Origin of the sequence: Kribbella amoyensis (assembly GCF_007828865.1) — a bacterium.
In the GTDB taxonomy this organism is placed as follows: Bacteria; Actinomycetota; Actinomycetes; order Propionibacteriales; family Kribbellaceae; genus Kribbella; species Kribbella amoyensis.
Genome location: NZ_VIVK01000001.1, coordinates 3,896,640 through 3,910,085 on the forward strand (window position 1 = coordinate 3,896,640; position 13,446 = coordinate 3,910,085).

Consider the following 13,446-nt stretch of genomic DNA (forward strand, 5'->3'; position numbering starts at 1 on the left):
CGGGCGACGCAGCGACCCGACGACACAGCGACCTGACGACACAGCGACCTGACGATGCACCGCCACCCGGAGACACACCGCCACCCGGTGACGAATTGCGGCCCCGCGATGCATCGCGACCCCGTGGCATGCCGCTGACGCACGACCGGCGTTCTCGGGCCGGCTGGTCGCCGACCTAGCTTGCCGGTTCGTCACCATAACCCGGCGACGGCGATCTGGGAAACCGGTCTCTCAGCCGCGCACTCACCGAAATCTTTCGTTGGCGAAAGATTCAACCAACGCCGCCCGAACCGTTGACACGTTTCAAAGCGGCCTGCTAGAAACCGGTTACTCGCGACGGCGAGGGCCGCTCCCTCGCCTGCCGGCCGGGCCAGTTCGACCCGGGCTGTTCGACCAGGACCGATCGTCTCGGCCTGTTCGACTTCGGCCCGTTCGACCTGGGCCGTTCGATCCGGCCTGTTCGACCCAGCTGGTCGAACTGGGCTGTTCGATATGTCCGGCCGCGCGCAGATCCGATCAGGAGGTGTCGCGTGAGCAGGACGACGACCGTGCTCCGCCGCCGAGTTCCCCCCGAGACGGCCGCGCCGCCGGGGCCCGATCGCGCCGACCGGCCGCGGTACAGCCGGCGGGTTCGCGACGGGGTCACCGGTTACGTGTTCCTCGCGCCCTGGCTGGTCGGCCTGGTCGCGATCACGATCGGGCCGATCCTGGCGTCGCTGTACCTGGCCTTCACCGACTATTCGCTGCTCAAGCCACCGGAGTGGGTCGGGCTGGCGAACTTCGCCGAGATGCTGTCCGACGACCGGCTGCACAAGTCGTTGTGGGTGACGTTCCAGTATGTGTTCATCTCGGTGCCGCTGCAGTTGGTGATGGCGCTCGGGCTGGCGATCGTGCTGAACCAGGGGATCCGCGGCCTGAGCTTCTACCGCTCGGTGTTCTACCTGCCGTCGCTGCTGGCCGGCAGCGTGTCGATCGCGATCCTGTGGCGGCAGATCTTCGGCCAGGACGGCCTGGTGAACGACGTCCTGGCCAAGGTCGGGATCGAGGGCCAGAGCTGGATCGCGCATCCGGACTTCGCGCTGGGCACCCTGGTGCTGCTCAACGGCTGGACGTTCGGCGCGCCGATGGTGATCTTCCTGGCCGGGCTGCGGCAGATCCCGTCCTCGTACTACGAGGCCGCCGCGGTCGACGGCGCGAGCAGGTGGCGGGTGTTCGTGCACGTCACGCTGCCGCTGCTGACCCCGATCATCTTCTTCAACCTGGTGCTGCAGGTGATCGGCGCGTTCCAGAGTTTCACCCAGGCGTTCGTGATCAGCGGCGGCTCCGGCGGCCCGGCGGACTCGACGCTGCTGTTCACGCTCTACCTGTACGAGGAGGGCTTCGGCTCCTTCCACATGGGCTACGCGTCCGCGATGGCCTGGCTGCTGTTGGTCATCATCGCGACGCTGACCGCGCTCAACTTCCTGTTCGCCAAGCGATGGGTGTTCTACGGTGACGAGTGAAACGCTGCGGGTGCGCCGGGCCGACCGCCCCGCGCAGCCCGACGACCGGATCCGCCGGTTCACCCGGCACCTGCTGATCATCGGCTTCGGCCTGGTGATGCTGTACCCGCTGCTGTGGATGGTGTCGAGCTCGTTCAAGCCGACCGAGCTGATCTTCCGCGAGCCCGGGCTGTTCCCGAGCGAGGCGAGTTTCCGCAACTACACCGAGGGCTGGGGCGCGCTCGCGCACCCGTTCGAGCACTACCTGCTGAACTCGGCGCTGATCGCGGTGCTGGCGATCGTCGGGAACCTGCTCAGCTGCTCGCTCGCGGCGTACGCGTTCGCCCGGGTCGAGTTCCCGCTGAAGAAGCTGTGGTTCGCCCTCATGCTCGGCACGATCATGCTGCCGGTGCACGTGCTGATCGTGCCGCAGTACGTGTTGTTCTCGAAGCTGGACTGGATCAACACGATCCTGCCGCTGGTGGTGCCGAAGTTCCTCGCGCACGACGCGTTCTTCGTGTTCCTGATGGTGCAGTTCATCCGCGGCCTGCCCCGTGAGCTGGACGAGGCGGCCCGGCTGGACGGCTGCGGGCACTTCCGGATCTTCGGCCGGATCGTGCTGCCGTTGTGCCTGCCGGCGCTGGCGACGTCGGCGGTGTTCACCTTCATCTGGACCTGGAACGACTTCTTCAGCCAGCTGATCTTCCTCACCGACCCGGACAAGTACACCGTGCCGGTGGCGCTGCGCTCGTTCATGGACGCGCAGGGCCAGACCTCGTGGGGCCCGCTGTTCGCGATGTCGATCGTCGCCCTGGTGCCGATCTTCGGCTTCTTCCTGGCCGGCCAGCGCTACCTCACCCGGGGTATCGCGACCACCGGCCTCAAGTGATCCCGCCTGCGCGGGGAAGGGAATCGAGCATGAGACTCACGACCACGAGGTACCGCGGGCTCGGCGGCCGGCTGACCGCGCTCGCGCTGGCCGGCGTCCTGCTGACGCTGCCCGGCTGCGGCGGCGGGGACTCCGGCGGCGGTGGCGAGGCCGGCGGACCGGTGACGTTGCGGTTCTCCTGGTGGGGCAACGAGGACCGGGCGAAGCTGACCCAGAAGGCGATCGACGCGTTCCAGGCGGCGAACCCGGGGATCACCGTCAAGCCCGAGTACAGCGACTTCAACGGGTACTTCGACAAGCTCGCGACCGGGGTCGCCGCGAACGACGCGCCGGACGTGATCACGCTCGGCGGCGCGTACCCGCGGGAGTACGGCGACCGTGGTGCGTTACTCGACCTGGCCGAGGTGTCCGGCGAGCTGAAGACCGACAAGATCGACAAGGCCGCGCTGTCCAACGGCAACTTCGAGGGCAAGCAGTACGGCGTCCCGACGGGTGTGAACGCGTTCGGCGTGGTGGTGAACCCGAAGGTGTTCCAGGCGGCCGGGGTCCCGCTGCCGGACGACAACACCTGGACCTGGGACGACTACCAGCGGATCGCGCAGCAGGTCGGCAAAGCGGCGCCGAAGGGGACGTACGGATCGGAGGACCCGACCAGCTCGGACGCGCTCGACCTGTTCGCCCGGCAGCGCGGTGAGTCGCTGTACACCGAGGACGGCAAGATCGGGCTGACCGAGCAGACGCTGACCGACTGGTTCACGATGACCACGGCGATGCGGGACTCCGGAGCGGCGCCGCCGGCCGCGATGACGTCGGAGCTCGCGGGTCAGCCGTCGCCGGAGCAGACGCTGATGGGTCGCGGCCTGGCCGGGATGCAGCTGGACTGGACGAACCAGCTCGGCTCGCTGCGGTCCGCGTCCGGGTCGGAGCTGCGGCTGCTCCGGGCGCCGGGGGAGAGCGCGGCGACGAAGCCGGGGATGTGGTTGCAGGCGTCGCAGATCTACACGATCAGCGCGCGCACCAAGCACCCTAAGGAGGCGGCGAAGTTCCTCGACTTCCTGGTGAACAGCCCCGAGGCCGGCAAGATCACGCTGGCCAACCGCGGCATCCCGGCGAACTCCGACGTACTCGCGGCGGTGAAGAGCTCATTGCCGAAGGACGAGGCCGCGTCCGGTGACTTCATCGCGGCGGTGACGCCGAAGGTGGGTCCGGCGCTGGTGATCGGGCCGACCGGGTCGACCGAGAGCGTGAAGATCCTGGAGCGGGTCAACGCGGAGGTGCTGTTCAACCGGCTGTCCCCGGCCGACGGCGCGAAGCGCTTCCTCAAAGGGCTCAACTCGGCGATCAAGTGACTCCTGCTGATCAGGCGAGTCCTGCCGATCAGGCGAGTCCCGCCGATCAACAGCTCCCCGGCCGCTCGACCATCCCTCGAGCGGCCGGGGCCGCCGGGCGGCACCAGACCGCCATCGACCGCCGTGCCCTGGTCGATCGGCACGCGGTCGAACTGCACAGCGTGGATCCCGAGTCGCCGCTGTCCGTCGGCAACGGCGAGCTGTGCTTCACCGTCGACGTAACCGGCCTGCAGACGATGCCCGACCGGTACCCCGTCGCGCCCCGGCCCGGCGACGCCAAGCCCGGTACCCCGCCGGGCACGCTGCTCGGCACCTTGTCGAACTGGGGCTGGCACAGTCTGCCGACCGGCACCGAGTACCGGCTCGACGACGCTCGGCGGATCTACGCGACTCCGACCGGCCCCGTTCCGTACGTCGACCTGACCGGTGAGCAGGAGCTCGCGTCCTCGGTCGATGCCGAGCAGAGCATCGCCGAGGAATGGCTCCGCGCCAACCCGCATCGCCTCGACCTGGCCAGGATCGGCTTCACCGAGGAACCGTCCACCGGCCCCACCCGGCAGCGACTCGACATGTGGACCGGGATCATCACCAGCTCCTTCGCGGTCGGCGGCGCACCGGTCGAGGTACGGACGCTTTGTCACCCAGCCGAAGATGTGCTCGCTGTACACATCCGATCCGGGGCCCTGAGCAACGGTCTCGGAGTCCGCATCGCCTTCCCGTACGGGTCCGCCGCCTGGGGTAACGCGGCCGACTGGACCCGTCCCGAGGCGCACACGTCCACGGTCCGCGAGGTCGACGGCGGCTGGGTGGTCGAGCGGGCACTCGACGAGACGCGGTACGCCGTGTCGATCGCGGCGTCGTCGTCGGCCGGGCTGACGATCACGGGGGACCACGAACTGGTGCTCGCGGCAACCACCGACGAGCTGGTCCTGCGGATCGGGTTCGCGCCGACGGCCTCCCACGTCCCGTCGTACGAGGAGATCGAGCGGGCCTCGACGGCGTACTGGCAGAGGTTCTGGGAATCGGGGGCCGCGGTCGAGCTGGACAGCGGGGACGAGCGAGGCGCCGAGCTGGAACGGCGCGTCGTCCTGTCGCAGTACCTCACCGCGATCAACTGCGCCGGCTCGCTGCCTCCCCAGGAGACCGGGCTGACGTGCAACAGCTGGCGCGGCCGGTTCCACCTGGAGATGCACTGGTGGCACGGTGCCCATTTCCCGTTGTGGGGAAGGGCGGAGCTGCTCGAACGCAGCCTCGGCTGGTACCAGCGCATCCTGCCGGAAGCCGAGGCGACGGCGCGCCTGCAAGGGTACGCCGGGGCGCGGTGGCCCAAGCAGGTCGGCCCGGACGGGCGGGAGAGTCCGAGCAGTATCGGGCCGTTCCTGGTCTGGCAGCAGCCGGCGCCGATCTACCTGGCCGAGCTGATCCGCCGGAGCGGCGACGAGTCCGCCCTGGAGCGGTACGGCGACCTCGTGTTCGCGTCGGCCGAGTTCATGGCGTCGTTCGCGACCCCGGTCGCAGGGCGCTTCCAGCTCGGTCCACCGCTGATCCCGGCGCAGGAGTCGTACGGGAAGCTGCGCGCCGGCCTGGTCAACCCGACGTTCGAGCTCGCGTACTGGCGCTGGGCGCTCCAGGTCGCGCAGGACTGGCGGACCGCGCTGGGCCTCGCCCCGGATCCCCGCTGGACCGCGGTGGCCGACAACCTCGCCCCACCCCCGCTCCAAGGTGACACGTATGCCGCGATCGACGGCGAGCCCTGGACGATCCGGACCGACCACCCGTCGATGCTCGCCGCGCTCGGCGTCGTCCCGGACACCGGATACATCGACCAGCCGACGATGCAGCGGACCCTGGCCGCGGTCCTGGCCGACTGGGACTGGGGCAGTACGTGGGGCTGGGACTACCCGATGATCGCGATGACGGCCGCGCGGCTGGGGGAGCGGGAGACCGCGGTCGACGCGTTGCTGCTGACGGCCGGGAAGAACACGTTCCTCGCCAACGGGCACAACCGCCAGAACCCGTCCCTACCGCTCTACCTCCCCGGCAACGGCGGCCTCCTCACCGCGATCGCCCTGATGGCAGCAGGCTGGGACGGCGACGACGGCACGCGTGCTCCGGGCTTCCCCAAGACGTGGACCGTCCGCCACGAAGGCCTGACCAAGATGCCTTGAACCAAAGCAAGAGGGCTAGTGCGGCTGCAGCGAGGCGGACGTGCGTTGCTGTGGGTTCCCGCCCGACTTCAGCGCCGGTACGTAGCGCCCGTCCGAGTCGGCGGTCCACACCGCGTCGTTGACGATGACAGCGCGCCCCGCGATCGGGGTCCGCGCGGTGGCGAGCACCGGGCGACGCTCCCACTTGCAGCCGACCCGATCGGCCAGCTGGGTCACCCGTACCGCCACGGCGCCCGGGCCCTCGGCGTACGTGCTGGCTCGCAGGTACTGCGTACACCCGACCGGGGTCGCCACCACGAGCACCACCTGCCGGCGATTCGAGACGACCGGCCGGACCGCGTACACCTTCGCCTCGGTCACCTTGACCGACGGCGAGACGGTCGGCGAGGGAACGGCGGACGTCACCTCGGGCACCGGTGGCCGGTCCTCGGGCGCGGAGCCCCCGAAGACCTTGGACAGCACGAACACGCTGAAGGCGACCAGCCCGATCAGGAACGTGACGACAACAGCGACTCCGTAGACGAACCAGACGCTCCCCGACGACTTCACCCGAAGGATTGTCCCAAGCCCACCGGCTCAACCCGAACCAACCCGCCGACCCACCCCGAATCGGCGGGCCGGCGAGCGGGGTCAGGCTGCCGTGACGACGCCTGGATCGGCCTCCAGCGTGATCGAGTCCAGGTTGACGTTTCCGTTGTCGGCCGGTCCGAACGCGAAGGTCAACGGCGTCCCCGGGCCGAGCGGCAGGCTCGCCTGGTGGTCCGACCAGGTGTCCCAGTTCGCCAGCGTCGGCAGCTGGACCTGTACCGACCGGGTCCCGCTGGTCAGCGTCATGGTCTGGGTGGTCCCCATCGCGTTCGCATAGCGGATCCGGACCGAGTACAGCCCCTCGGCGGACACCGGCGCGTTGAACTGCACGCCGCTGCCCTTCGCCTTCAGACAAGCCACGAACCCACTGCCGGTGTAGCCGGTGTGATCGGTCCGCAGGCACGCGCCGCTGACGAGTTGCGCCGTCGCCGCCTCTATCGTCCGCGGTCCAGCGGCCAGGGTCTCGCCGATCGCCAACAGCTCGGCCGCGACGTCACCGGGGATCGATCCACCCTCGACCAACGCGGTGAACCGATTGAGTGCAGCCTCCATCCCCGCGGCATCCTTCTTGACCGCCGCAGAGACCGCCGCCCGGACCTCAGCGCTCAGCATGCCGGACAACGCGACCTCGACAGCGCCGTCGTCCGCAGCCTCGCGCACCTTCAGCGCGAGCGAGAGCAACCCCTGCGGAGTACCGAGCCGTGTGGCCAGCACCTCGTCGAGAGCAGCGCGGGCCGCAGCCGTCACCTCGGTGACCGCCGAACCATAGAGGGTCAGCCGCAACTCCTGCAGAGCCAGGAGCCGCCCGGTCACGTCGCCCCGATGCAGAGCGGCCTCGGACCGCAGAGCCTGCGCCTGCAAGCCCGCACCCGCGGACGGCGATACCGCACCGGATCGGCGGAACTCCCGCACCAGGTCGACCAGCGACCGCGGCTGGACCACCCGCACCGACCGGCCCCGAGGACCACCCAGCTCACCGACCGCGAGCTGGAAGTCCTGATCAGGTACCTCGGTCGCCGGCACCGTCCATTCGACAGTCCGCGAACCGTTGCCCGCGACCCGGACGCCCCGGATCGTGCTGGTGGCGTGCCCGTCGACGAACACGCCGGCCCGGACCTCGGTCACGGTACTGCCCGCATTGGTGAGCTGAGCCTGCACGGTGACCTGCTGGGTGACCGGATCGAGCACCGCCTGCGCTGGACCGAAGCCCGCCCGCGGCTGGGCGTACCAGGACAAAGTCCTCAGGTCCTCCGCGGTCGCCGGGCGGAGCTTGACGGCCTGACCACCACCTCCGACCAGGGCCATCGACAGCCGCGTGGAAGGCCGGACCAGCGTCTTCGTGATCTCGACGGGCAACGGATCGCCCTTCCAGCTGGTCTCCTGCGCATCGGCGTAGATCTCCGCGACGTACGGGCCGTCCTGGAGGAACGACAGCGGTACGTCGAGGGTCCGGTCGAACTCGTCGGTGATCGCGCCGAGGTACCAGGTGTCGCCGCTGCGCCGGGCCGTCGTCGTGTAGTCACCGATCACGCTGTCCAGGACGTGCGACTCGTCCCAGGTCGACGGAATGCCTTGCAGATAAGCGAATCCTGGATGTGCCGCGTAGTTCTCCGGCGTGTCGGCGAGCATCTGCAACGGGCTGAAGAACGTCGTGTACAGCGCGAGCTGCGCGGCCGACGTGGTCTGCACCCGGGTACCGAGCCGGGCCGGGTCCCAGGTCACGTTGAGGACGCCCGGGGTGTAGTCGGCCGGGCCGCCGAGGAACCGGGTGAACGGGAGGATCGTGGCCTGCGCGGGTGGGTTGCCCTTGGCCCCCATGTAGTTCTGCTGCTCCATCCCGGCGACGCCCTCACCCGTCATCAGGTTCGGGTACGTGCGGGCCAGCCCGGTCGGCTTGATCGCCTCGTGCGCGTCGATCGTGATCCGGTACCGGGCGGCAGCGTCGATCACCCGCTGATAGTGCCGGACCGCCTCCTGGTCGAAGTGGCTGCGATTCACCCCGCCGAGCAGGAACTTGGTGGCGTACCCGGTCTTCACCGCGTGGATGCCGAGCTCGGCGTACCGGGCGAAGATCTTCTCCAGGTTCTGGTCGTAGTGGTCGACGTCGCCGCGGGTCTCGTTGTGCGCGATGTACCCGATCCCGTTCGCCGCGGCGTACCGGAGCACCTCGGGCAGGTCGAAGTCGGCCTGCGGGGTGAGGAAGTCCTGGCCGGACCAGCTCCCGCCCGCGTTCGTGTTCCAGCCCTCGGCCAGCACGAACTTGGCGCCTGCGGCCTTGGCCAGATCGATGTACTGCTTGACCCGGGCCGTGGTCGCACCGTGCTTCGGCCCCGCGGTCCAGGTGGTGTCCCGGCGCTGCAGCTCCCACCAGACGCCCACATAGGTCGCCGGCCGGATCCACGAGGTGTCGCCGCAGAGCGCGCACGGGTCGTTCAGGTTCTCGATCAGGTGGGACTCGGCCAGGTCGCCGGGCCGCTCGCCCACGGTCACGGTCCGCCAGGGCGTGGAGAACTCGCCCGCCAGCTTGGCCTTGCTCCCGTCGGGCAGCGCGATCAGGTCACTGGTGAAGGTGCCTGGGCGATCGGCGACGGCCTTGAGCGTCATGCTCGGGTAGTCGGTCAGATCGGCCTCGTGCACCACCAGGTACGCGTCGTCGGCGGGCGAGGCGGTGATGGGTGTCTGGGCAGTCGGTACCGCGGAGAGCGGCAGTTCGCGGTAGTGCTGCTCGTCGGCGGCCCACGTCTTCCCCGCGGCGATCGACCAGCTCTTCGCCGCGGGGTCGAGGGCGAACTCGGTCTGCTCGGCCGTCACGGTGTACGCGTCCAGCCCGGGCTGCGCCGGGAAGTGGTACCGGAAGCCGACGCCGTCGTCGAACACCCGGAACACCAGGTCGAGCTGGAACCCGGTCCCGGCCTGGACCGCGTGCACGGTGAGCTCGTTCGCGTGGTTGCGGACCGAGCTCGCCGTCCCCCAGACCGGCTTCCAGGTCTCGTCGATCGTGCGCCGCTCGACCGACTCGATCAGCATGTCCTCGGTCAGGCTCGGCCGGCCGGCGAGGTCCACGCCGAGCCCGGACGCGCCGACCAGGACCCGGTCGTGGTGGCGCACACTGTAGGTCAGCCTGCCGTCGACCGCGCTGACCGCGACCCGCAGGTCGCGGTCCGGTGACTCGACGATCCGGGCGTCCTGGGGCACGACCTCGTCGAGGCCGGTGGGGGACGCCGGCCGGCCCCAGGCGGGGCTCGTCACGAGCCCTCCTGAGGCCAGCACGGCCGCTGTCGTCGCGAGCAGTCCGGCACGCCTTACCTTCGCTTTCCGGTTCACGGTGTTCCTCCTCGGGCGTGCCGGCGCTCGCGACTCAGCGCGAGGCCTTGAGGGCCTGGGCGAGTTCCTCGGCGATCTTGTCCCCGCCGCCGCTCTTCCACTTCTTCACCGCTCCGGCCCAGGCCGACACCGGCTTGCGGCCCTGGATGATGTCCTCGACGATGCCGTCGATGTCCTCGGTGAGCTGCGGGCCCTTGCGGACGTTGGTCTCGGAGTACAGTCCCGCGGCCGGGCTGGCGATCGCGGTCGGGCAGGTCGCCTTCATCGCGTTGTACTCCGCCTCGCTGCTGCCCTCGCGCTCGGGCAGGAAGATCGTCCACGGCGCGTCCGCCTGGTACGACAGGCCCAGCTGGGTCTCGCTGAAGCCCTTCTCGTTGAGGACGGGGTTGCCGTCGACGACGTTGTGGTGGACGCCCTGCCGGCCGAACTTGCGGAACAGGTACTCCTGGGTGCCGAACGGCGCGGCCAGGAAGTTCAGGTACTTCAGCAGTGTCTCGACCCGGGCCTCGGCCTTCTTGCTGATCGCGGTGACGCCGATCGCCGGCGCGCCGAGCCAGGTCCGGCCCGGTCCCGAGCCGTCGTGCTTGGGCGGCGGCACGATCGCGATCCGGCCCTGCTTGTCGACCATCGTCTGCAGGTACGTCGGCCAGGCGCTGAAGGTGTCCTGTACCAGCGGGCTGGAGCCGTTCGAGAACCGGGTCTTCAGGTCCTGGTTCTGCCCGGAGAACGCGTCCGGGTGGATGTAGCCCGCCTTCCACAGCTTCTGGATGACGCCCAGCGCCTCCTCCTGGGCGGGGTGCTCCAGGCTGCTGACCAGTTTCTCCCCGTCCTCGCTCCACGCATTCGGGATGTCGAACATGTTCCGCACGTACTGCGTCGGGGAGGCGGCCAGCGCGAACCTGTTCAGCCGCCGGTCGGTCAGGCCCTTGCACAGCTCGAGGAAGTCGTCCGCGCTCTTGACCTCCGCCTTCAGCCCCTGCTTCTCCAGGATGTCCTCGCGGCTGTAGAGGACCTGCGAGCTGATCGCGCCGCGCGGGATCGGGACCGCGTAGATCTTGCCGTCGAAGATGCAGCCGTTCCAGCAGACCTCCGGCAGGTTCGCCAGGAACGGGTACTTCTTGATGTTGTCGCCGGACAGGTGCGGGGTCAGGTCGACCGCCTTGGAGGCCAGCAGCTGCGGCACCTGCGGGACCCCGCCGACCATGAAGATGTCGCCGAGCCGGTCGCCGGCGACCGCGGTGGCGAACTTCTGCGTGTAGTCGACCGACGGGGTCAGGTTCACCGACACCGGCGACCCGGCCATCTTGTTGAACTCCTGCCAGAACGCGTTCTGCTCCAGCTTCGGCGGGATCGGCGTGTTCGTGTACGTCATCGCCTGGATCGGCTTGCCGTCGCCCGGCGGCTCCTCGATCGCCTTGACCGGGTCGGCCGGGTAGCGCCGGAACGCGTCCGGGATGTTGAACTCGGCCCCGGGCAGGTCCGGCTCGACCCCGGTGTAGCGAACGTACGCCGGCCGTACCGTCGACCGCGACGCCTCGTCGTTGCCCCCGCCTCCGCCGCCGCGGCCCTCGTTCGAGCAGGCGCCGACCGTACCGCTCACCCCCAGCGCGAGGCTGCCTGCCATCAGTGTCCGGCGGGTCACCGGTCGCATCTCGAAAGCACCCATGGTGTTACCTCTTCTCCTGTCAGCCCTTCACGGCTCCGGTCAGCACGCCCTTGGCGAAATGGCGCTGGATGAACGGATACACGGCGAGGATCGGAACGATCGAAATCATCAGGATCGCCATCTGGATCGACGTCTGCGGCGGCAACGCCTCGGACCCCACCCCGAGGTCCTGACCGCCGATCTCGACCCCGTTGACGACGTAGGTGCGCAGCACCAGTTGCAGCGGCCACTGGCTGCTGTCGTTGAGGTACAACATCGCGTTGAAGAAGCTGTTCCAGTAGCCGACGCCGTAGAACAGGCCGATCACGGCCACCACCGCCTTGGCCAGCGGCAGGCCGATGTACCAGAACAGCTTCCACTCCGACGCGCCGTCGATCCGCGCGGAGTCGATGATCTCGTCCGGCAGGCCGACGAAGTAGGCCCGCACGACGATCACGTTGAACGCGCTCACGCAGACCGGGACGATGACCGCCCACAGACTGTCGAGCAGCCCGAACTGCTGCACCACCAGGTACGACGGGATCAGCCCGGGGTTGAACAGCAGGCTGATCAGGACGAGCAGCAGCAACTTCCGGTTGCCGACCGTCCCCCGCCGGCTCAGAGCCCAGCCGAGGGTGCAGGTGAGCAGCAGCGCGAGCAGCGTCCCGACGCCGGTGATGAAGCAGCTCACCAGCAGCGCCTGGGTGACGGTGCCACCGGCGAAGATCGACTTGTACGCGCCCAGGTCGATCCCGTGCGTCGGCAGCATCACGAAGCCGCCGGCCCGGGTCACCTCCTCGGGAGTGGCCAGACTGGTCGAGATCACGCCGATGAACGGGACCACGACGAAGGCGCAGATGATCGTCAGGAAGACGGCCTTGCCGATCCGTTCCGGCCAGCCCGGCATCGGCATCCCACCGGCCAGCGCGGCCGGCGGACGTTTGCCTGGAGCAACTTTTGTGTGCGTCATCCGCGGTAGACCCCTTCCTCGCCGAAGCGGTGGGCGACCTTGTTCGCGGCCAGCACCAGGGCCAGCGCGACGGCGCTCTTGGCCAGCCCGACCGCGGCGGCCACGCCCCAGTTCCCGCCGATGATCCCGTTGTTGTAGACGTAGGTGTCGAGCACTTCGCTGACGTCGGCACCGACCGCCTGTTGCTGCAGGATGATCTGCTCGAACCCGACCGTCAGCGAGTCGCCGAGCTTCAGGATCAGCAGCAGGATGATGATCGGCCGCAGCCCCGGCAGCGTGACGTGCCAGGTCTGCCGCCACCGGGTCGCCCCGTCGACGGCCGACGCCTCGTACAGGGCGCGGTCGATCTGCGACAGCACGGCCAGGAACAGGATGGTCGCCCACCCGGTGTCCTTCCACAGCACCTGCGCGGTCAGCAGCGCGCGGAAGGCCTCGACGTTGCCGATCACGTTGATAGGGTCGTACCCGTGCGTCCGCAGCCAGTTGTTGATCATCCCGGTGCCGCCCAGCACCTGCTGGAAGACGGCGACCACGATCACCCAGGACATGAAGTGCGGCAGGTAGATCACCGACTGGACGAACTGCCGGAGCCGGTTCGACAGCAGGCTGTGCAGCACGATCGCCACGACGATCGGCGCCGGGAAGACGATGATCGTCTGGATCGCGGTCAGGATCAGCGTGTTCTTGACCGCGTTGAGGAACTCCGGGTCACCGTCGAAGAGCACCCGGAAGTTCTCGATCCCCACCCACAGGCTCTGATCGATGCCCAGGTACGGCTGGTAGTCCTGGAACGCGATCACGTTGCCGAGCAGCGGGTAGTACTGGAAGGCGAGGATGATCAGCAGCCCCGGGATCGCCAGCAGGAGAACCGGATAGTCCCGGCGCAGCCGGGTGAAGAGCGAACGCCTGGTGGGCTTCGCTTTGGTCGGTGCGCCGGCGTCGTTGCCGGCGGTGGCGCGCGGTGGGCGCGCGACGTCGAGATCGGTCACAGGCACTCCCTTGGTCGGCCTGACGAGCAGCGATCGGATGGAC

At 69.1% G+C, this 13,446-nt stretch carries 9 protein-coding genes; 4 read left to right on the plus strand and 5 right to left on the minus strand.

Features of this window, described 5'->3' with window-relative positions:
- The first annotated feature begins 530 nt into the window (after positions 1–530).
- Genes FB561_RS18445 through FB561_RS18460 form a run of 4 tightly spaced genes read left to right on the plus strand, consistent with a single transcriptional unit; the run spans position 531 to position 5,887 of the window.
- Entirely contained in the window at positions 531–1,502 is a 972-nt protein-coding gene (locus FB561_RS18445; RefSeq protein WP_202880656.1) for a carbohydrate ABC transporter permease, read from the plus strand.
- Positions 1,492–2,370: a carbohydrate ABC transporter permease gene (locus FB561_RS18450; RefSeq protein WP_238334891.1), complete on the plus strand. Its 879-nt coding sequence runs from the start codon at positions 1,492–1,494 to the stop codon at positions 2,368–2,370. The genes FB561_RS18445 and FB561_RS18450 overlap by 11 nt, the downstream gene beginning before the upstream one ends.
- Before the next feature lie 29 nt (positions 2,371–2,399).
- The gene (locus FB561_RS18455; RefSeq protein WP_145808301.1) at positions 2,400–3,719 is read left to right on the plus strand and encodes an ABC transporter substrate-binding protein; all 1,320 of its coding nucleotides are present in this window, start codon (positions 2,400–2,402) and stop codon (positions 3,717–3,719) included.
- Positions 3,716–5,887, plus strand: coding sequence for a hypothetical protein (locus FB561_RS18460; protein WP_238334892.1), 2,172 nt, complete (start codon positions 3,716–3,718; stop codon positions 5,885–5,887). The genes FB561_RS18455 and FB561_RS18460 overlap by 4 nt, the downstream gene beginning before the upstream one ends.
- A gap of 15 nt (positions 5,888–5,902) precedes the next feature.
- Here FB561_RS18460 and FB561_RS18465 read toward each other — a convergent pair whose 3' ends face one another.
- From FB561_RS18465 to FB561_RS18485, 5 genes are all read right to left on the minus strand, one after another.
- Positions 5,903–6,436: a hypothetical protein gene (locus FB561_RS18465; RefSeq protein ID WP_145808303.1), complete on the minus strand. Its 534-nt coding sequence runs from the start codon at positions 6,434–6,436 to the stop codon at positions 5,903–5,905.
- 81 nt (positions 6,437–6,517) lie between these two features.
- Complete coding sequence (locus FB561_RS18470) at positions 6,518–9,724, minus strand: glycoside hydrolase family 97 N-terminal domain-containing protein (protein ID WP_170284702.1); 3,207 nt, start codon at positions 9,722–9,724, stop codon at positions 6,518–6,520.
- 109 nt (positions 9,725–9,833) lie between these two features.
- A complete protein-coding gene (locus FB561_RS18475; protein WP_145808307.1) occupies positions 9,834–11,465 on the minus strand; it encodes an extracellular solute-binding protein in 1,632 nt (543 codons plus the stop codon).
- A 19-nt stretch (positions 11,466–11,484) separates the two neighbouring features.
- Positions 11,485–12,414, minus strand: coding sequence for a carbohydrate ABC transporter permease (locus tag FB561_RS18480; protein WP_145808309.1), 930 nt, complete (start codon positions 12,412–12,414; stop codon positions 11,485–11,487).
- A complete protein-coding gene (locus FB561_RS18485; RefSeq protein WP_238334893.1) occupies positions 12,411–13,403 on the minus strand; it encodes an ABC transporter permease in 993 nt (330 codons plus the stop codon). Before FB561_RS18485 ends, FB561_RS18480 begins: the two co-directional genes overlap by 4 nt.
- Positions 13,404–13,446: the final 43 nt, after the last annotated feature.